General features: G+C 66.8%; 18 protein-coding genes. 8 read left to right on the top strand and 10 right to left on the bottom strand.

All coding sequences use genetic code 11. The features are described 5' to 3' along the window. Positions 1-9 precede the first annotated feature (9 nt). On the top strand, positions 10-501 hold the full coding sequence (locus ACZLIB_RS06915; RefSeq protein WP_004150412.1) for a Fur family transcriptional regulator: 492 nt from the start codon (positions 10-12) through the stop codon (positions 499-501). 32 nt (positions 502-533) lie between these two features. Here the strand turns inward: ACZLIB_RS06915 and ACZLIB_RS06920 are convergent, their stop codons facing one another. The 5 genes from ACZLIB_RS06920 to ACZLIB_RS06940 all read right to left on the bottom strand — a co-directional run bounded on the left by ACZLIB_RS06920 (position 534) and on the right by ACZLIB_RS06940 (position 7,107). Then, the gene (locus ACZLIB_RS06920) at positions 534-1,187 is read right to left on the bottom strand and encodes a hypothetical protein (protein WP_478469468.1); all 654 of its coding nucleotides are present in this window, start codon (positions 1,185-1,187) and stop codon (positions 534-536) included. Positions 1,188-1,262: 75 nt separating this feature from the next. After that, the gene (locus ACZLIB_RS06925) at positions 1,263-2,423 is read right to left on the bottom strand and encodes an HlyD family secretion protein (protein WP_180854201.1); all 1,161 of its coding nucleotides are present in this window, start codon (positions 2,421-2,423) and stop codon (positions 1,263-1,265) included. A gap of 10 nt (positions 2,424-2,433) precedes the next feature. After that, a complete protein-coding gene (locus ACZLIB_RS06930) occupies positions 2,434-4,107 on the bottom strand; it encodes an MFS transporter (RefSeq protein WP_478469470.1) in 1,674 nt (557 codons plus the stop codon). Continuing rightward, positions 4,107-4,673 (bottom strand): TetR/AcrR family transcriptional regulator, encoded by a 567-nt coding sequence (locus tag ACZLIB_RS06935; protein WP_010483118.1) that lies wholly within the window; start codon positions 4,671-4,673, stop codon positions 4,107-4,109. Before ACZLIB_RS06935 ends, ACZLIB_RS06930 begins: the two co-directional genes overlap by 1 nt. 229 nt (positions 4,674-4,902) lie before the next feature. Beyond that, a complete protein-coding gene (locus ACZLIB_RS06940) occupies positions 4,903-7,107 on the bottom strand; it encodes a TonB-dependent receptor (protein ID WP_478469471.1) in 2,205 nt (734 codons plus the stop codon). A 136-nt stretch (positions 7,108-7,243) separates the two neighbouring features. Between ACZLIB_RS06940 and ACZLIB_RS06945 the strand changes: the two genes are divergently transcribed. Next, entirely contained in the window at positions 7,244-7,657 is a 414-nt protein-coding gene (locus tag ACZLIB_RS06945) for a MerC domain-containing protein (protein ID WP_008264835.1), read from the top strand. A 110-nt stretch (positions 7,658-7,767) separates the two neighbouring features. Continuing rightward, complete coding sequence (locus ACZLIB_RS06950) at positions 7,768-7,947, top strand: 30S ribosomal protein THX (protein WP_004150462.1); 180 nt, start codon at positions 7,768-7,770, stop codon at positions 7,945-7,947. Between the two features lie 98 nt (positions 7,948-8,045). On the opposite strand, the gene ACZLIB_RS06955 is transcribed toward ACZLIB_RS06950, so the two are convergent. The 3 genes from ACZLIB_RS06955 to ACZLIB_RS06965 form a co-directional block, all read right to left on the bottom strand. After that, on the bottom strand, positions 8,046-9,296 hold the full coding sequence (locus ACZLIB_RS06955) for an alkaline phosphatase family protein (protein ID WP_478469472.1): 1,251 nt from the start codon (positions 9,294-9,296) through the stop codon (positions 8,046-8,048). 422 nt (positions 9,297-9,718) lie between these two features. Continuing rightward, positions 9,719-10,210, bottom strand: coding sequence for a methylated-DNA--[protein]-cysteine S-methyltransferase (locus ACZLIB_RS06960; protein WP_012510484.1), 492 nt, complete (start codon positions 10,208-10,210; stop codon positions 9,719-9,721). Further along, positions 10,207-11,685, bottom strand: coding sequence for an AlkA N-terminal domain-containing protein (locus ACZLIB_RS06965; RefSeq protein ID WP_478469474.1), 1,479 nt, complete (start codon positions 11,683-11,685; stop codon positions 10,207-10,209). The genes ACZLIB_RS06960 and ACZLIB_RS06965 overlap by 4 nt, the downstream gene beginning before the upstream one ends. Before the next feature lie 431 nt (positions 11,686-12,116). Between ACZLIB_RS06965 and ACZLIB_RS06970 the strand changes: the two genes are divergently transcribed. Genes ACZLIB_RS06970 through ACZLIB_RS06980 form a run of 3 tightly spaced genes read left to right on the top strand, consistent with a single transcriptional unit; the run spans position 12,117 to position 14,285 of the window. Next, positions 12,117-13,280, top strand: a complete 1,164-nt coding sequence (locus tag ACZLIB_RS06970; RefSeq protein WP_478469476.1) for a COG3904 family protein — start codon at positions 12,117-12,119, stop codon at positions 13,278-13,280. 58 nt (positions 13,281-13,338) lie between these two features. Next, complete coding sequence (locus tag ACZLIB_RS06975; protein ID WP_032128358.1) at positions 13,339-13,884, top strand: DUF4019 domain-containing protein; 546 nt, start codon at positions 13,339-13,341, stop codon at positions 13,882-13,884. Between the two features lie 11 nt (positions 13,885-13,895). Beyond that, a complete protein-coding gene (locus tag ACZLIB_RS06980; protein ID WP_478469477.1) occupies positions 13,896-14,285 on the top strand; it encodes an MAPEG family protein in 390 nt (129 codons plus the stop codon). Positions 14,286-14,528: 243 nt separating this feature from the next. Here the strand turns inward: ACZLIB_RS06980 and ACZLIB_RS06985 are convergent, their stop codons facing one another. Then, a complete protein-coding gene (locus ACZLIB_RS06985) occupies positions 14,529-15,029 on the bottom strand; it encodes a DUF1436 domain-containing protein (RefSeq protein ID WP_141137962.1) in 501 nt (166 codons plus the stop codon). 277 nt (positions 15,030-15,306) lie between these two features. On the opposite strand from ACZLIB_RS06985, the gene ubiM reads away from it, so the two are divergent. Next, entirely contained in the window at positions 15,307-16,485 is a 1,179-nt protein-coding gene (gene ubiM, locus ACZLIB_RS06990) for a 5-demethoxyubiquinol-8 5-hydroxylase UbiM (RefSeq protein WP_180860181.1), read from the top strand. 25 nt (positions 16,486-16,510) lie between these two features. Here ubiM and ACZLIB_RS06995 read toward each other — a convergent pair whose 3' ends face one another. Beyond that, positions 16,511-16,732 carry an RNA-binding S4 domain-containing protein gene (locus tag ACZLIB_RS06995; protein WP_010486399.1) on the bottom strand — a complete coding sequence of 74 codons (222 nt, stop codon included), beginning with the start codon at positions 16,730-16,732 and terminating at the stop codon, positions 16,511-16,513. A 267-nt stretch (positions 16,733-16,999) separates the two neighbouring features. Between ACZLIB_RS06995 and ACZLIB_RS07000 the strand changes: the two genes are divergently transcribed. Continuing rightward, positions 17,000-18,946: a DEAD/DEAH box helicase gene (locus ACZLIB_RS07000; RefSeq protein ID WP_032128355.1), complete on the top strand. Its 1,947-nt coding sequence runs from the start codon at positions 17,000-17,002 to the stop codon at positions 18,944-18,946. Positions 18,947-19,036 lie beyond the last annotated feature (90 nt).

The raw sequence follows: 19,036 nt of genomic DNA on the forward strand, positions 1-19,036 counted from the left end.
AGAACACGCATGCCCGCCAAGACCGCCACTGCCTGTACCGCCCCGCACCACCACGTCCACGACGCATCGGATTTCGTGGCGGTGGTCGAGCGCGTCTCGCGCGAACGCGGGCTGCGCCTGACCCCGATCCGCGCCAATGTGCTGAAGCTGATCGCCGAGGCCGGCAAGCCGGTCAAGGCCTACGAGCTGCTGGAATGGGTGCGTAACGGCAAGGGCGTGGGCGCTGATGCCCCGCCCACCGTGTACCGCGCGCTGGACTTCCTGATGGCCAATGGCTTCGTGCACAAGCTGGAGTCGGTCAATGCCTTCGTGGCCTGCCACCATCCCAGCAGTGCCGCGCATTCGGTGCCGTTCCTGATCTGCAACAGCTGCCACAGCGCGGTGGAACTGGAAGACCGCGAGATCGTCACCCAGCTGGAGAAGCGTGCCAAGGAGCTGGGCTTCCAGCCGCAGGCACAGACCCTGGAAGTGCACGGCCTCTGCGCGCGCTGCGCGGGCTGAGTCGCGGCGCGTACCCGGACTGAGCCGTACGCTCAGTCCCGGGTGGCGTGCTCTTTCAGACGCTTCAGGACGCTGCGCTGTGCGTCGACCAGCACAGGGTCGTCCACCCGCAACTGCTCGACCCAGGCGAGCGCTGGTACCGGGTCGGCACGGCGCACGAAATACAGTGCCTGCGCCAGGAAATGCACATTGGGCACCCTGGCGTCCCAGATGAGCTTGGCGATACGCAGCATCGACGCCTGCATGCCGGGTGTAACCTCAACGCCGGTCTTCCCCGAAAGCGCGGTATTGAGGCAGTAAAGCGCCTGGCAGGGCAGATCACGCGGTGTGCCCGCACGCGACCAGTCAGCGCGTTCGGCAAAGTCCAGCAGGATGGCAATGGCGGCGGGGCCACCCACATCGGCCAGTGTGCCGAGCGCGAACACTGCCAGCTGGGGGTCACCCAGCATATCGCGCAGGCCTTCCACGCCCTGGCGTCCCCAGGCGGTGCAGGCCTTGGCCCAGCCGCCGAACGGTACGACCCGGCTACCATCGCCCAGCAGGCCATCATCCGGCCAACCGTGCAGTATCCGCAGCCGCTCAATTTCCTCGCCACCTTCGGCGCCGTGCTCCTGCACGAAGGCGATCAGATCTTCCGCTTCCAGCGTGTCCTTGGCCGCCCGCCTGGCCAGTGTCGTGAATTTCATCGTCTTCCAGCGATCCTGATCCAGATCCGCAACGGTAGCGGATCAATGGGGTGAAGGCAGTCAGCAGCCTGCACCCTAGTCCATCGGCTTGGACCGGGTATCTACCCGCACGATCACCGACATGCCGGGCCGCAGCTGTGCGGCCAGCGTCTGACCTTCATTGATCGATATCCGCACCGGCAGCCGCTGCACCACCTTGGTGAAGTTGCCGCTGGCGTTGTCCGGGCGCAGCACGCTGAACTCCGAACCTGTGGCGGGTGCGATCTCCTGCACGCGGCCGCGCAGCACCTGGCCCTGGAACGCGTCCACCGAGAACGTGGCCGGCTGACCGATCGCCATGCCCCAGGTCTGGCCTTCCTTGTAGTTGGCCACCACCCATAGCGTGTCAGGCACCAGGAACAGCAGCTGCGAACCGGCGGCGACGTACTGGCCCACGCGCACGCTGGCTTCGCTGATCTGGCCGTCGCGCGGTGCGTGAATCACCGTGTTGGCCAGGTCGATGCGCGCCAGCTCCAGCTGCGCCTGCGCGCTTTCCACCTGGGCCTCCAGGCTCTTGCGCGCCACCTGGGTCGAGACCAGCGTTTCCTCGGCGATGCGGATCTGCGCCTGCGACTGCTGCACGCTGGCCTGTGCCGAGGCCTGGGTGGTGCGGAACTTGTCGCGGTCGTTGACCGACACCAGTTGCTGCGCGGCCAGTTCCTCGTAGCGCTTCAGCTCGTTGCGCGAGCGTTGCAGCTCAGCCTGGCCGGCCGACAATGTGGCGTGTGCGGAGGCGATCTGCGCACGATTCTGTGCCTGCGACTGGTCCGAGTTGGCCAGTGCCGCACGTGCGCTGTCCAGCGTTGCCTGCGCCTGGGCGACACGCTGCGTGTAGATGCGGTCATCGATGCGCAGCAGCGGCTCGCCCTCCCTCACGTGCTGGAAGTCCTTCACCAGCACTTCGGTCACGTAGCCGTTCACCTGTGGCGCCATCACTGTGATCTGCCCGCGCACATAGGCGTTGTCGGTCACCATCACGCTGCTGGTGAACGGCCACAGGTGCCAGGCGCGCAGGATCAGCGCAATGCCCAGCAAGGCCACCACCACCATCACCACCACGCTGCGCGCGCTGGGCTTGAGGTACTTCGGCGCGGCAGCCGGTGCCGCGGGCGTGGGCGCAGGCGCCGCATCGGTCGGCGGCGGTGGAGTGACGTTGTCGGCGTCGATGTCGTCGGGGCGAGGCGGGACGGGAGGCATGGAGGAGGACTCAGCGGGGCGCGGCCGGCGTGGCCGCAGCGGGGGAAGTGGGGTGGCGCTTGCGCCATTGCTTGAGCACGGCGGTGCGCAGCGACAGCAGCAGCAACCAGCCCAGGAAGCCGATCGCCAGCCAGCCGCTCAGCGTGAACACATCATTGAAGCCACGCACGTTGGCTTCGCGGCGCGTGGTCTGCGCCAGCTGCGCGCTGCCCTGCGCGCTGCGCAGCACCGGGTCGGTGATCTGTGCGCTGTACAGCTGCTGCTGGAGGCGCAGGCGTTGTGCCACCACCGGGTCGGCCGGGTCGAGCTGGCTGGTCAATGCACTGGAGTACAGCTGCTCGCGGTGCAGCTGGAAGGTACCCAGCACCGCCGAACCGGCCAGGCCGCCCAGCGTCTGTGTGATCGACAGCGTCACCAGGAAGGTGATCATGTGGTCCACACCCTGCTTCAGCGCGGCGGAAATGCCGAGCATGATCAGAGGGCCCATGAACATTCCGGCACCCACCGAAGCCAGGAACTGGCTGACGTAGAAGTCGTGCGGCCGATCCATGCTGGTGCGGTGCTGATCGAAGAAGGCGGCAGCGCCGAGCAGCAGGATCGCCATCAGCAGCTGCGGAATCAGCCGCTTCGGGCCGAAGGTCAGCGAGGCACCGGCGATGCCGGTGACCACACCTGCGAGTATCACCACGAACAGCGGGCGCATCTGGTCCGGGCCCATGCCCAGTGTGCGCATCAGGTTGACCACGCCATAGGACTGTTCGGTGGTCAGGAAGCGGATCAGGAACGCGCCGACGATGAAGTGCAGCACCGGCAACTTCGACAGCCAGCGGATCTGCAGCAGCGGATTGCGCCGGTAGTGTTCGATGATGAAGGCAGTGGTGGAGAGCACGATCGAGGCGACCAGCGCCCAGCCCAGCCACGGTGTGTTGAGCCACCAGCGGGTGTAGCCCTGCGCCAGTACGATCACCAGCAGCGCGACAGCCGGCGCAAGCAGGGCGAAGGTGAGGAAGTCCAGCGGCTCGAAGGCTTTCACCTGGATACCGGGCGGCAGCTTCAGCACCACCACTGCCGCGAACGCGCACAGGGCCAGCCCGGCTTCAAACGAGTAGAGCTGGTGCCACTGGCCGGTATCGACCAGGCCCGGCGAGACGATCCAGGCAATCGGCACCGCCAGCTGCGAGAGGCCCACGCCAACCACCAGCAGGTTGCCGGTGAAGCGGCGTGGCAGCGCCTGCAGCATGTACAGCGTGCCCAGTGTCGAACAGGCGGCGCCAGCGAAGCCGCTGGCGGCACGGGTCAGCATCGTGGTCTCGAAGCTGCCAACGAACAGGTGCAGCACCGCCAGCGCCGCGTACAGGCCCAGGCCGATCTCGGCGAACAGGCGGATGCCGTACTGCTGGCGGAACTTGAAGGCCAGCAGGTTGGCCGTGACGTTGACCATTGCATAGGCCGCCACCAGCCAGCTGCCCTGGGTCGGAGTCAATGCCAGCTGGCCCTGCAGGAAGGGCAGGTTGGCGGTGACCAGCGCATTGCCGAGACCGCCGGTGATCGCCACCAGCAGCGACACCAGTGCATAGGCCGCGCGTCGATAGGGGGGATGCCAGGGCATCGAAGCCGAACCCGGCATGGTCGGCTTCTCGTGCTCCTCCCAATCCGGAACCGGCTTCAGATACGGCTGGACCATCAGCGGGCCTCGCTGGTTGCTCCCTGGAGACCCCCGCGCAGCAGCTGCAGGGCGCGCCCGGCCAGGTGGGCGCGCTCGTCGCGGGTCTTGCCGCGCAGGGCTGCGCCCAGCATGCCCGAGATCAGTGAAATATCCGTCTTTTCCAGGTCGGCCCGGCACAGGCCAGCGGCCTTGGCACGGGCGATCGGCGCTTCCAGCAGGTCGCGCACGGTCTCGCGCGCGGTGCGCATGGCCGGCACGTCCGAATCCACCGCGCGCCAGTAATCGGCGAGGGCAGGCGAATCGATGATGCGCTGGGCCATGCCCTCGAACACTTCGAACAGAGCGTCGTCGCGGTCGCCGAGCTGTTCGACCTGGCGTCGGATGCGGTCGACCGTACGTTGCAGCAGCGCCTGGATCAGCGCGGTGCGGTCGGGGAAGTTGCGGTACAGGGTCGCGCGGCCCACCTGGGCGCGTTCGACCACCAGATCCAGCGGGGCGGTGACACCGTGTTGGCCGAACACATGATCGGCGGCGTCGAGGATGAGGGCACGGCGGGCAGCAGCATCGGCACGTTGGGCGGTCATGGAATTATTGTCGGACAAAAGTGTCCGTTTGGCGAGACTTTGAGTGACGGGATTGTCCGGTTGTTGTGGTACGCACATCTTTGTGACGAATGCGTGATGGATGCTGCACAAAGAGATGGGGGCCAGAAGGCCCCCATCGGATCTGCTTGCATTGGATCCACGCCATGCGTGGGCTGAGGCTGGGGTCAGAACCCATTCCTCTGGAATGGGATCCGACTCCACTACGCGATCAGAAGAACGCGCGGATGCCGAATGCGACGCCGCGGCCCGGCAGCGGCGAGTAGTCGCGCAGCAGCGAGGTATGCGGGCGCACTTCGCGGTTGGTCAGGTTGCTGCCATCCAGGAACACCTCGTAGCTGTTGCTGGCGTTGCGGTCCCAGCGGTAGGCCAGATGCGCATCGACCAGGGTGTAGCCGTTGCTCGGTTCTTCGTTCTGGGCGACGTCCTTCTGGCGGCTGTAACGCACCGCACCGACCGAGGCGCGCCAGCCGTCCTTCGACCAGCGCAGGTCGGCGCCGACGCGGGCCGGGGCGATGCGCGGCAGGTAGCCGGTGTTGGCCAGCTCCACCGAGTAGTTGTGGTTGTGGTCGCCATGCGGCACGGCAATGTCGAGGTTGCGGCTGCCGCTGCCATCCAGCTTGGCCTTCACGTAGTCGCCGAACAGGCGCAGATCCCAGTCACCGGCGCCGCCTTCGAACAGGTGCACCAGCGCTTCGGCTTCGGCACCGCGGAACACCGCATCCTGCTGGGTCCACGCACGAACCGGCAGGCCCTCGGTGACGCCGGTGTCGGCCAGGTAGATGAAGTCCTTGAACCTGGTCTGGTAGACCGACGCGGAGAAGTCCAGGCGTTCGCTGTGGGTGTGGATACCCAGTTCCACGCGCTGGCCGCGCTCGGTCTTCAGGTTGGCGTCGCCGATTTCCAGCGAGCGGGTGGCGATGTGTGCGCCGGCGGCATACAGCTCTTCGTTGGTCGGTGCACGCTCGGAGCTGTCCACGCCGATGCGAAGGTCAACGGCATCGTTGAGCTTCCAGATGCCGGCCGCAGACAGGTTGGTGGCGCCGAAGGTGCGGCGGCGATAGTCACCGGTCGGGTCCAGCTTGACCTGGTCGTGGCGGCCGCCCAGTTCCAGCTTGAACGGGCCGAACTGCTTTTCCTGCAGTACGAACAGGCCGATGTTCTTGGTGCCGGTATCCGGAACGAACGCCTCTTCGCCCTTGGCACCGAAATCACTGTTGCCGAACTGCAGGCCGAAGGCGCCGTCCCAGCCGCCGATCTGCTGCTGCACGGCTTCCAGGCGCGCCTCGATGCCACGGTTGGTGAAGCGGGTGGACGGCGTGCCGGCTTCCAGCTCCACGTGTTCGTAGTCGGTGTAGGCCACGCGTGCATTGATGTTCTTCAGGAACGAGACCGGGTTGTAGATGCCGGCCTTGGTCTCGAAGCGGTTCTGCACCATGTCGATGCGCACGTCATGCTCGTCGCCGCCTTCCTCTTCATCGCCATGGTCGTGGCCGTGGTCATGGCCATGATCATCGCCATCGGCGTGCACGTGCGCACCATTGGGAATGCCGTAGTTGGTGCGATAGGTGCTGGCCGATACGCCGAAGTAGCCGCCGTCGCCCAGCCAGGTCGCGCCGACGCCGCCGGCGCGGGTGCGGATCGAGCTGTTGTCGAGGCGGCCGCGGCGCGGCTCTTCGCCTTCCTCGCCCGCGTGCTCATGGTCGTGATCGTGATGGTCTTCAAGGCTGTCGATCACTGCATAGCCGGGAATGCGGTAGTCGTCGCCATTGCGCACCAGGCCGTCCACATGCAGCACGACATTGCCGCTGACGCCATCGAGGCGGAACATGCCGCTGCGCTCGTTGTTCACCGAATTGCCGCGCAGCTCGGCGCGGCCGCTGAGCGGGCGCTCCGGCAGCTCGCGGGCGATGCGGCCATCCACCACATTGACCGCGCCACCGATGGCGCCACTGCCGAACAGCAGCGTGGCCGGGCCCTTCAGCACTTCGATCTGGTCGGCCAGGAACGGCTCGATGCTGGTGGCATGGTCGGCACTGACCGTGGACGCATCCATGTTGCCCATGCCGTTGGACAGCACGGCCACGCGCGGGCCTTCCTGGCCGCGGATGATCGGGCGGCCGACGCCCGGGCCGAAGAAGGTGCTCTGCACGCCGGGCAGCTTGGCCACGGTATCGCCGAGGGTGCCGGCCTTCTGCTCGTCCAGGCGTTCGCCGGCCAGCACCTCGACCGGGCGCGCCAGCGATTCGGCATCGCCCTGCAGCGGCGAGGCAGTCACCTGCACCGACGACAGTTCGGTCAGGTGGCGGTCACGATGAGCGCTGTCATCGCCGGCGGCAAAGGCAACCGAAGGCAGCAGGGCGGCGAGGGCCAGAGCAAGGGAATGCGGCTTCAACCGCGGGGTGTGGGCGGGCATGGAGCGGGTCCTTTGTTACAGTGTATCAATCGCTGGGCGCACGTATCCCGTCAGCGGGACAGGGGGAGGGAAACCGTGCGGGTCGGGAACAGATGTTATATTATTCCATAACGATTCGCCGACCCTGCTGGAAGTCATGTCCCTGTCCTCACGCCTGCGCCACCTGCTAGACCGTTTCGGCGCCACCGGTTCGATGCTGTGCGCGGTGCACTGCGCGGTGATCCCCGTGCTGCTGGCCGCGGCGCCGTCGCTGGGCCTGTCGTTCTGGCTGAGCGATGGGGTGGAACAGGCGCTGGTGGTGTTCGTCACCCTGCTCGGATTGTTCAGCCTGGTCTGGGGCTACCGCCGGCACGGTGCGCTGCGTGCGCTGGGCTTCCTGATTCCCGGCCTGGTCGCGTTGTGGGCCGGCGTGCTGTACGACCCGCTGCACCACAATGCGGTGCCACACGCGGTGGTGATGACCATCGGCGGCCTGCTGGTGGGGGTCGCCCATCTGGTCAACCTGCGCCTCAACCACGGTCACGTGCACGACGCCAGCTGCGCGCACTAGGCGCTCCGTGATAGGATTTTCGATCGTGCGCGGGGGCGCCCAGCAAGGCGGCCCCGCCGAACCCGTGTCAGTACGGGGTAACCAGATTTCACATTTGAGGAGTTGAAGACATGGGTAAGGGTGACCGCAAGACCGCCAAGGGCAAGCGCTACAACGCCAGCTACGGCAACGCCCGTTCGCACACCGCGAGCAAGGTCGCCGTAGGCGCCGCTGCTCCGGTTGCCAAGAAGACCGTGGCCAAGGCTCCGGCGAAGAAGGCTGTGGCGAAGAAGGCCGTCGCCAAGGCCTGATCCGGCCCAGGCCGGTTCAACGAAAAACGCGGCGCCTGGCGCCGCGTTTTTTTATGCCTGTCCGGCGAGCCGAGCGTGGGCTCGGCTCTACAACAGGATCAGCGCAGGGTTTTCTTCAGCGTTTCCGGATTGCCGTCGTTCGGTGCGGCCGGCACCTGCAGCAGGTCGGCCAGCAGCGGGTAGACGTCGACATTGTCGAAGCCATCGATCACCAGGCCCTGGCGGAACGACGGGCCGCTGGCCACGAATACCGCGCGCATGGAGGGCAGGGCATTGTCGTAGCCATGCGAGCCACGATCCTGATGGTCTCGCTTGGCGATCTTCTCCTGGTGCAGGGCATCCCAGCCTTCATCCATCATGCAGACAATGGCGGGAATGCGCGGGTGGGTGCCGTAGTGCAGGCGCGGCGGCAGGTTCTCTTTCTTCCAGCACTCGTAGTGCGCGTGACGACCGAGCAGGGCGCGCTCGGCGGCGGCCTCATGGCCAGCTACCGGCGCGAAGCCCACCGACTGGCCCTGGCTGACATTGCGCGCGATGGCCGGGGCGGCCATTGATTCGGCGGAGATCACCTGGCCGACCGGGACGCTGGCCATGCCATGGTCGGAGACCACGATCACGTTGGTGGTCGCGGCCAGGCCGCGCTGCTGCAGGCCGTCGAGTACCTGGCCGATGATCTGGTCGGCGCGCACGATGGCGTCGGCGTACTGCTTCGATTCGGGGCCGTAGTTGTGGCCGGCCTTGTCCACGTGCTCCATGTACAGCGTGGTCAGGCGGGGGGCATCGGCGTCGGTCTGTGCAAGCCAGTCCAGCACGATGCCCGCGCGCTGCTCCAGCGGCTCCTTGCCGTCGTAGACGCGCCATTGGCTTGGGCGCACACCACGGATTTCCGATTCACTGCCCGGCCACGAGGTGGTGGCCGAACGCACCCCGGCGTTCTCGGCGCCGACCCAGATCGGTTCGCCGCCCCACCAGCCGCTGGTGGTGACCGCCTCACGGTTGCTCAGCTCGAACCGGCCTAGGGCTTCATCGTCCATGCTGTTGTTGACGATGCCGTGGTGGTCCGGGCGCAGGCCGGTGACGATGGTGTAGTGGTTGGGGAAGGTCAGCGACGGATAGGACGGGGTCATCCAGCGTGCACGCACGCCGCCGTCGATCAGGCGCTGCAGGTTCGGGGTCAGGCCGCGGTCCAGCGCATCGGCGCGCAGGCCGTCGATGGAGATCAGCAGCAGCTTCGGCGGCGCAGCCGCAGCGACAGCGGTGGGAGCGGAGGCGGAAGGGGCGGGCGCGGTGGTGCAGGCGGCCAATGGCAGCAGCAGCGCCAGCGCGCAGGTCAGGCGTACGGAAGTCATCCGCCCATGATAAGCCGGTGCAATGACGCGCCCAAGACACGCTGCGCCGAAGGGCGCAGCGTGTCCGCGCATTTTTCCTTATCCCCGCGCCTGTCGGTGCGCCCCCTTCAACAAGAAGGGGGTTTTTGTCCAGACATATTCCTGATGCTTCCATCCATGCATGGCGTGGATCTACCGTGTCGACCAAGGTCGACACCTACCAGCAGCCGTGTAGTGCGCCGTCCCGACAGATCGCAGGAACCTGTCGAAGGCGGGGTGGGTCCGGTTGCAGGGGCGTGAGCGCCATGGATGGCGCGACCGAGCTTACAGGGACGTACTTGCAGCGTCCCCTGCAACCGGACCCACCCTGCCTCCGCGCAGGAAGCCCGCTGTTGCTGTTGCTCTAGCCTCTGCGGGTGCCGGGCGCAGCCCGGCCAGCCCTCTCAGGCGAACAGCGGGGCCTGGCGTTGTTCCAGTCGCAGCAGTGCGGCTTTGGTTTCCAGTCCGCCACCAAAGCCGGTCAGCGCGCCGTTGCTGCCGATTACACGATGGCAGGGCAGGATGATCGGCAGCGGATTGCGCCCATTGGCAGCGCCGACGGCGCGGGTCGCACTGGGTTGGCCCAGATGCTGCGCCAGCTGCAGGTAGCTCCAGGTCTGGCCGAACGGGATCAACGCCAGCGCCTGCCACACACGCAGCTGGAACGGCGTGCCGCGTGGCGCCAGCTCCAGGTCGAAGCTGCTGCGTTCACCGTGCAGGAACTGCAGCAGCTGCTCGCGTGCTTCCGGCAGCGCATCCGGCGCGTAGTGCCAGTCGTCGCGGCCGCGTGCCGGGTGGCGGTTTTCCGGGAACAGCACGTGGGACAGGCCACGTTCGTCACCGGCGATGGTCAGCACGCCGATCGGGCTGTCGAAACGATCGAACAACAGGGTCATGTCGGTTCTCCAACGAAAGTGCCGGACAGATGCCAAAGATGCAGCACGGCATAGGCGCGCCAAGGGCGCCACGGTTGCGAGCGTGCTTCGGTGGCGCGTTCGCTCAGGCGCTGGCCCTGCGCGTGGCCGAGCACCTGCTGCAGTACCAGGTCACCGGCGGGGAAGGCATCGGGCTGGCCGAGCCCGCGCAGGGCGATGTACTGCGCAGTCCACGGGCCGATGCCGGGTAGTGCCACGCAGCGCGCAACGAACTCTTCCAGTGCTTGACCGGGCCCGAAGTCGAGCGCGCCGCTGGCACAGGCGGCGGCAAGCGCACGCACGGTGGCGGCGCGGCTGCGCGGCAGGCCGATTGATTCCAGTGGCGCCTCGGCCAGTAGCTCGGGGGCCGGGAACTGGCGATCGAACTCCGGCGGCATGCCCGGCAGGTGCGCGCCATAGGCATCCACCAGCCGCCGCGCGAAGGTGGTGGCCGCGGCCACGCTGACCTGTTGGCCGAGCACCGCGCGCACGCCCACTTCGAAGCCATCCCAGCCGCCCGGTACGCGCAGCCCGGGACGTTCGGCAATGCAGCGCGCCAGCAGCGGCTCTTCGCCGAGCGCGGCGTGTACCTGCTGCAGGTCGGCGTCCAGATCGAACACGCGACGTACGCGGCGCACGATGTCCGGGATCAGGCGCGGATCCACCGCACCCAGCTGCAGGCGCAGCTCCGGGCGCTTGGGGTCGGCAGTGACGCGCAGCAGGGTGGGGCGCTCCGGTGTGCCGAGTACGCGCTGGTAGCTGTCCTCGCCGATCAGCTCGATGCCGGGCAGGCTGCGCTTGCGCAGGAAGGCCAGCATGCGTGGGAAATCCAGTGGTGGCCGGTATGCCAGACGCAGTACCAGGCAGCCATCGTCGGCGGCCGGCGGCTGGTGCTGGCGACGCAGTGCCGTCGGTGCCATGCCACAGCCCTGCAGGAAGGCGGTATTGAAACGGCGCAGGCTGTTGTAGCCGGCGGCCAGCGCGACGTCGGTCACCGGCAGCGTGGTCTCGGTCAGCAGCTGCTTGGCCAGCAGCAGGCGATGGGTGGCGTGGATCTGCCCTGGCGTTGCGCCCAGATGTTCGACGAACAGGCGCTGCAGCTGGCGCGCGCTGAGTCCGATCTTCTCTGCGAGGTCGGCTACCGGCTGCTCCTGCAGGAAGCCGCCATGGATCAGGGCCAGTGCGCGCTGCACGGTCTGCCCGGCCAGTGCCTGCTGCGCCTGTGGTGCCAGCTCGGGGCGGCAGCGCAGGCACGGGCGGTAACCGGCTGCCGCAGCAGCGGCCGCAGTCGGGTAGTAGGTGATGTTGCGTGGCTTCGGTGGCGGTGCCGGGCACACGGGGCGGCAATAGATGCCGGTGCTGCGCACGGCGGTGTAGAACACGCCGTCGAAGCGTGCGTCGCGGGCCAGACGGGCGCGGTCGCAGGCGGCGGTGTCGAGGGCAAGGGCGGTGTCCATGGCGCCAGTCTAGGCGTGTGCGGGCGGGGATACTCGCCGGATTCGGACATGGATGCTGGAGGGGGTTCTGGCAGGGCTTGCAGCCCTGCACCCGCAACGTCAACGTCAACGTCTCAATCAAAAGCTGGCAGTCCGTGGGATGGCGGGGCGGTGTGGGCTGTCAGGACACGCCGTAAACCCGTCCATGGGGGCTCGATGGCGCCATCCATGGCGCCAACGGTCCTGTCAGCCCACACCGCCCCACCTCTGACAGTTGGTCGCTGCAGTTGGTGGGTGCCGACCGTTGGTCGGCACGCTTTTGCTGTTGGTAGGTGTCGACCTTGGTCGACACGTTTTTTCCCAAGGGTCAGAGGGGGTTCAGTGCCACGCGCTGAATGCGCGGCCTGGGCGGGTAGACTGTGGCTCTTGCTCCCATGAATCCCGGTTGCCCGATGTCCGCCAAATTCCGCTGGTTGCCCCTGTTGTGCCTGGCCCTGGCGGGCTGCAGTCAGCTGGAGAATCCGGGCAATGTGACCGCTGCCGACAAGGCGGCGCGGGCACAGGCCAGCGATGGCGAGAACATGGTGTCGATCAATGCGGCTGACGCACCGCCACCGCCGGCGCCGCCGCGCAGCCGGGCGGATCGGCCGTGGCCGCAGGCGCAGTTGGAGAATGGCCGCGCCTGGGTCAGCTGCAGTACCGAGTACGCCGGTGAGGCGGGCGATGGCGTCGAGCTGGATGGCCTGCAGCGCGAGCAGATTTCCCAGGCCCTGGCGCCGTGTGCCGAGCGTGGCCTGATGCGTGTGCGTTACGCCGGCAAGATCAATCCGGGCTTCGCCGAAATGATGTGGCGACTTGCCGTGGTCGCTGACGAGCAGAAGATCCACAAGCGCATCCTCGATCTGGACTCCAGCGGCGGCCAGGTGGAATCGGCGATCGTCGCCGGTGACAGCATCGGTGAATCGGGCTGGACCATCTGGGTGCGCGAAGGCTCGATCTGCCACAGCGCCTGCGTGTTCGTGCTGGCCGCTGGTGACAACCGGCTGCTGTCGGGAAAGGTCGGCATCCACCGCATGATGCGCATCAGTTCCAAGGCCACCTCGCGCGCCGAGCTCAACCGCGAGCTGCACGAGGTCTACGACAACGTAAAGGATTACCTGCAGCGCAACGGCGTGGCGGTGGGCGTGGCCGATCTGATGATGACGGTGCCCAACCGCAGCCTGCGCCTGCTGACGCCGGACGAGCTGCGTCAGTACGGCCTGGATGGCACCAACGCGGTGCAGGACGATCTGGAACGGATCAAGCAGATGCGCGCCTGCGGCGATGACTTCGTGCAGCGCAAGGATGCGTTCCTGATCGCTTTCGACCAGCAGTGCAAGCGCGAAGGCGCCGACATGGAATCGATCAACAGCTGCGGCCAGGCGTTGAAGCAGCGCTTCGGCTTCCCCGATGCGGTGTGCCCGGAAGAAAGCCCGCTGTCGGAAATCGATGTGGCAACGTTGCCACCGGCACCGTCGGAGCCGCCGCCGGTGGCCGAACAGGCGCCAGCAGACACCGGCACGCCTGCCGCGCAGGCCGATGCCGCAGCGGTGGAAGGCAGCGCCCACGCGCGCTGACGAACAGCTCACCGCGCTGGCGTAGACTGCGGTTCTTTCCCGAGAACCGGCGGTGTCCATGAAGCGCGTGCTCCTGCTGCTGTCCCTGCTGCCCCTGACCGCATTGGCGCAGGCACCCGCGCCGGCCACGCCTGCACCGGCACCCGCGCGCCCCGCACCGGCATCGCCGGCGGCTGCGAAACCGGCCACGGCCGGCGCTCCGGCGTTGACTGCCGCGCAGCAGGCGCAGGTGCAGAAGCAGGATGCGGAAATGGGCGCGGCCGCAGTGAAGGCGGCGCAGCTGGTCGATGCCAACCGCGCAGGCGAGTTGTGGGATGGCGCTTCGGCCGTCGCGCGCCGTGCAGTACCGAAGGCCGCCTTCGTCAGCCAGTTGACTGCCGAGCGCACGCGCCTGGGCGCGCTGGCCGGGCGTGGCCAGCCGACCATCACCCGGGTCAAGTACAGCGCCGGTGCCGCGGTGCCGGAGGGGCTGTACATCAACGTCAGCTTCCCGACCCGTTTCGCCAACAGCGCGCAGCCGGTACGCGAGCTCGTCTCGTTCCGTTTCGACGAGGACCAGGTGTGGCGCCTGGCCGGTTACAGCCTGCGTGCGTCGGCACCCTGAGGAGATGATCGATGGCAACTGAACTGACGATGCTGGCCTGGTCGGTGCTGCTGGGCTTTGTCTACATCTTCGCTACCTCCACCGTGGTCACCCGCGAGCGTGGGATGAAGTGGAATGCCTCGGCGCGTGATGGCGAAGCCAGGCCACTCAGCCCGCTGGCCGGGCGCCTGCAGCGTGCGCAGGCCAACTTCCTGGAGACGTTCCCGTTCTTCGCCGCTGCCGCGATCTCGGTGGTGCTGGCCGGGCGCGGCAACGACACCACGGCGCTGGCCGCACAGGCCTACTTCTGGGCGCGGGTGGCCTATCTGCCGCTGTATGCGGCGGGCGTGCCGTATGTGCGCAGCCTGGTCTGGGCGGTGTCGCTGCTGTCGATCCTGGCGCTGGTGTTCGCGCTGCTGTGATTCATCGTTGAGACAGATCTACACCTTTCGGTCCGAACTTTTCACGATAGTGGGGTGCAGATGGCGACATTCAGCGCCGCAGATCGGACGGGATCGAGTCCGCCGGAATTCAGCCAGGAATGATTGCAGGAACGGTTAGCCGGGAGCGATCTGCGGGTGCGGCCACTCCGTGCTTGATGGGCCTTGGACTTTCTTATGTATCTCGCTTGGAATGTGGAGAAGGCAAAGTCTGCTTGATTGGCTCTATGTCCAATGCGGATGTTTTCGATCTGGATGATAAGTTGTGTGGCCAAATACTTTGATGAAATGCGCCCCCAAGGCTCTGGCTTCTATATCTATTGGTAGTTCAGCGATTTTGTCGACCAGCATGGTCTCCCAGGGATTCATGTTGGAGTTGTCGAATGGGATCAGCTGAATCGTGCCGCGGCTAGTGTCCGTCATGGCAATGACTATTCTGCTATTTTTTTGAAGATCTGCGTAGGATTTTGCTCCGGTCCACGTGCAGAGTTTCCTTCTTAGTTTGCCAAGCTCCCAGATCGGGAACTCAGGGCGAATTTCTCCGTATCTCCTCATGGCTTCGAGTGTTGCAGCGCCGAGTTCATCGGGTGTAGCTCGTACGGGCATACGGGCGCTAAGTCCTACGTTTTCGCTGGGGCAGTCCTCCACGGATTCGTACTGGGGAGAGCGATGGATGAACGAAAGATAATTATTGTATTCGTAGATTATTGAGTCTTGAATTGTCATTTTGGTCGCTCGTGGCGTATGGGGCGTCTTCGCCTGATAGAGATGATCCGATTTGGGGGGCTGCGGATGAAGAGGATTCTCCCGCGGGGCTTCTGTCAAGCTGATGGCGTGGGCATTAGCCGAGCCTCATTCCAGGACGCGCCTTATATGCGTTGCCTGCTCTGGCATTGCCGAAGACAAAGTTCGCGACTCTGTGACCCGGGCCTGATCCAGATCAAGGCCGGTCAGGTGCGCGGCGCTATGCTGGCCCGGACTGAATCAACGGCAGGAGGCGCGCATGCGCAGGATGGACGTGGTGGTGGTCGGCGCTGGACCGGCGGGTCTGTGCTTCGCACGCGCGCTGGCCGGCAGTGGCCTGCAGGTCGGGCTGGTCGAAGTTCAACCGCGCCAGGCCCTGGCCGAAGCCGCTTTCGATGGCCGTGAGATCGCGCTGACCCATGCCTCGCGGCAGAGCATGGAGCAGCTGGGGCTGTGGCAGCGCCTGCCGCAGGCCGAAGTCGCTGAACTGCGCGATGCCAAGGTGATGAACGGCGGCTCGCCGTTCGCGCTGACCTTCGCCAGCAGCCAGGTCGACGGCCAGCCGCTGGGCTGGCTGGTGCCCAACCATCTGATCCGCCGCGCTGCGTGGGATGCCGTGCAGGGGCAGGACGGCCTGGAACTGTTCGATGGGCGCAAGGTGCTGGGCGTGCAGGCCGATGCGCAGGGCCACGTGGTCACACTCGATGACGGCAGCCAACTGCACGCGCGCCTGCTGGTCGCCGCTGACAGCCGCTTCTCCGCCACCCGCCGCATGCTCGGCATCGGTGCGCAGATGCGCGACTTCGGCAAGTCGATGCTGGTGTGCCGCATGCAGGTCGAGCGCGACCATCACCACACTGCCTGGGAATGGTTCGGCTACGGCCGCACCATGGCGCTGCTGCCACTCAACGAGGGCCAGGCATCGGCGGTGATCACGCTGCCGCCGCGGCAGATCGAGGAGCTGCTGGCGATGGATGAGGTGGCCTTCGGTGAGGCCATCAGCGGTTGCTTTGAGCACCGCCTGGGCCGGATGCAGCCGGTGGCCACGCCGCAGGCGTATCCGCTGGTGGGGGTGTACGCGCACCGTTTCGTCGGCGAGCGTTCGGCGCTGATCGGCGATGCCGCGGTCGGCATGCACCCGGTCACCGCGCATGGCTTCAACCTGGGACTGGCCAGCGCACAGCGGCTCGCACAGGGCATCGTCGCGCAGCAGCGACGTGGTGCCGACATTGCCGCCGTCGGCATGCTGGCCAGCTACCAGCGTGGTCACCGGCTGGCGTCGCGGCCGCTGTACGAGGCCACCAATGCAATCGCCAGCCTGTATACCGACGATCGTCGCCCGGCGCGGCTGCTGCGCGCGGCGGGCCTGCGTCTGGCACAAGGCGTGGCACCGTTCAGGCAGCTGATCGCCTCACACCTGACCCAGCGCGTGGCCTGAACCGGTTCAGATCAGCCCGTTCAGATCATCCGGCGGCCAGCACCCGGATCTGGCTGTCGGCGAATTCGACCACCTGGCCTGCGCGGATCTTGCAGGCCTTGCGCAGTTCGACTTCGCCATCGACCCGCACCTGGCCATCGCCGATGACCATCTTGGCCTCGCCGCCGCTGGTGACCAGGTCGGCCAGCTTGAGCAGCTGCTTGAGTTCGACGTAGTCACCGTCGAGGTCGAATTCGAGAATCTGCATGGAGCGGGGTTCCTGGGAAGAGGGCGCAGGCCAGTGGCCGGGCCGGGGAAGAGGGCGCGTATTGTGCGCCAGCGCGGGGCATGACGGCACGCGCACGGAAAGCTGTACGCGTTGTTCAGGATCAATGCGGTATCATTCCGCTCTGAGCGAGTGAAATCTCCTCCGACCGAGCAGCGCCAGGGCACGCGATAAGAAGGGCGCCCAAAGCGCGGACCATCCCTTTTTTATCGCACTGCCAGGAAGACGGCAGTGCCTTCGGAGTTCCCCATGTCCCAAGATTCCCAAGCGCCGCTGCAGTTTGCGCAGCTCGGCCTGTCCGAGCCCGTGATGCAGGCAGTCACTGCCATCGGCTACGAAACCCCGTCGCCGATCCAGGCCGCCACCATCCCGGCGATGCTGGAAGGCCGCGACGTGCTGGGCCAGGCCCAGACCGGCACCGGCAAGACCGCTGCCTTCGCGCTGCCGGTACTGTCCAACATCGACCTGCAGCAGATCAAGCCGCAGGCCCTGATCCTGGCACCGACCCGCGAACTGGCCATCCAGGTTGCCGAGGCGTTCCAGTCCTATTCGTCGAAGATCCCGGGCTTCCGCGTGCTGCCGGTGTACGGCGGCCAGCCGTACGGCCAGCAGCTGTCGGCGCTGCGTCGCGGTGTGCACATCGTGGTCGGTACCCCCGGCCGCGTGATCGACCACCTGGACCGCAGCACCCTGGACCTGTCCGAGCTGAAGACGCTGGTGCTGGACGAAGCCGATGAAATGCTGCGCATGGGCTTCATCGACGACGTCGAAGCCGTGCTGAAGAAGCTGCCGGAGCAGCGCCAGGTGGCCCTGTTCTCGGCCACCATGCCGCCGCAGATCCGCCGCATCGCGCAGACCTACCTGCAGGACCCGGTGGAAGTGACCATCGCGGCCAAGACCACCACCTCGGCCAACATCCGCCAGCGTTACTGGTGGGTGAGCGGCATGCACAAGCTGGACGCGCTGACCCGCATCCTGGAAGTCGAGCCGTTCGACGCGATGATCATCTTCGCGCGCACCAAGGCCGGCACTGAAGAACTGGCCAGCAAGCTGCAGGCCCGTGGCCTGGCCGCTGCCGCGATCAACGGTGACATGCAGCAGGCCCAGCGTGAGCGCACCATCGCCATGCTGAAGGAAGGCAAGCTGGACATCCTGGTCGCCACCGACGTGGCTGCCCGCGGTCTGGACGTGGAGCGCATCAGCCACGTGCTGAACTACGACATCCCGTACGACACCGAAAGCTACGTGCACCGCATCGGCCGTACCGGTCGTGCCGGCCGCAGCGGCGAGGCGATCCTGTTCGCCACCCCGCGCGAGAAGGGCATGCTGCGCCAGATCGAGCGCGCCACCCGCCAGCCGATTGAAGAAATGCAGCTGCCGAGCGTGGAAGCGGTCAACGACACCCGCATCAACAAGTTCACCTCGCGCATCAGCGAAACCCTCGGCGCCGGTGGCCTGGACTTCTACCGCCAGCTGCTGGAGCGTTTCGAGAACGAGCAGAACGTGCCGGCCATTGAAGTGGCTGCCGCGCTGGCCAAGATGCTGCAGGGTGACACCCCGTTCCTGCTGCAGCCGCCGGTGCGTGCCCCGCGTGAAGAGCGCGCACCGCGCGAACGCTTCGACCGTGGTGACCGCCCGGAACGCGGTGATCGCTTCGACCGCAACGAGCGTGGTCCGCGCTTCGAGCGTGGCCCGCGCCGTGACGACGCCGAAGGTGGTTTCGAGCAGCGCCCGCGCCGCGAGGTTCCGCCGCGTGGTGCGCCGGAGCAGGGCATGGAGACCTACCGCATTTCGGTCGGCCACCAGCACGGCGTGAAGCCGGCCAACATCGTTGGCGCCATTGCCAACGAAGCTGGCCTGGAAAGCCGCTTCATCGGCCGCATCGACATCCACGACGACTTCTCGCTGCTGGACCTGCCGGCACAGATGCCGCCGGACGTGCTGTCGCACCTGCAGAAGGTGTGGGTGTCCGGCCAGCAGCTGCAGATGCGTGCGCTGGCCCCGGGTGAAGACACCAACCCGGCCCCGCGTCCGTTCAAGCCGCGCTTCGACAAGCGTGGTCCGGGCGGCCCGGGTGGCCCGCGTCGCGGTGGCCCGGGCGGTCCGGGTGGCCACGGTGGCGACCGCGGCGGTGACCGCGACAGCCGCCCGCCGCGTCGTGACGGCTTCAAGCCGCGCGGCCCGCGCAGCTTCTAAGCCGCACCTGCGGTCCTGAACAACGCCAGCCTCCGGGCTGGCGTTGTCCGTTATGGGCCTGGAAAAGGGGACGGAGGGGATTAAGTCGTT

This window comes from Stenotrophomonas sp. 220_Sma (genome assembly GCF_056487375.1).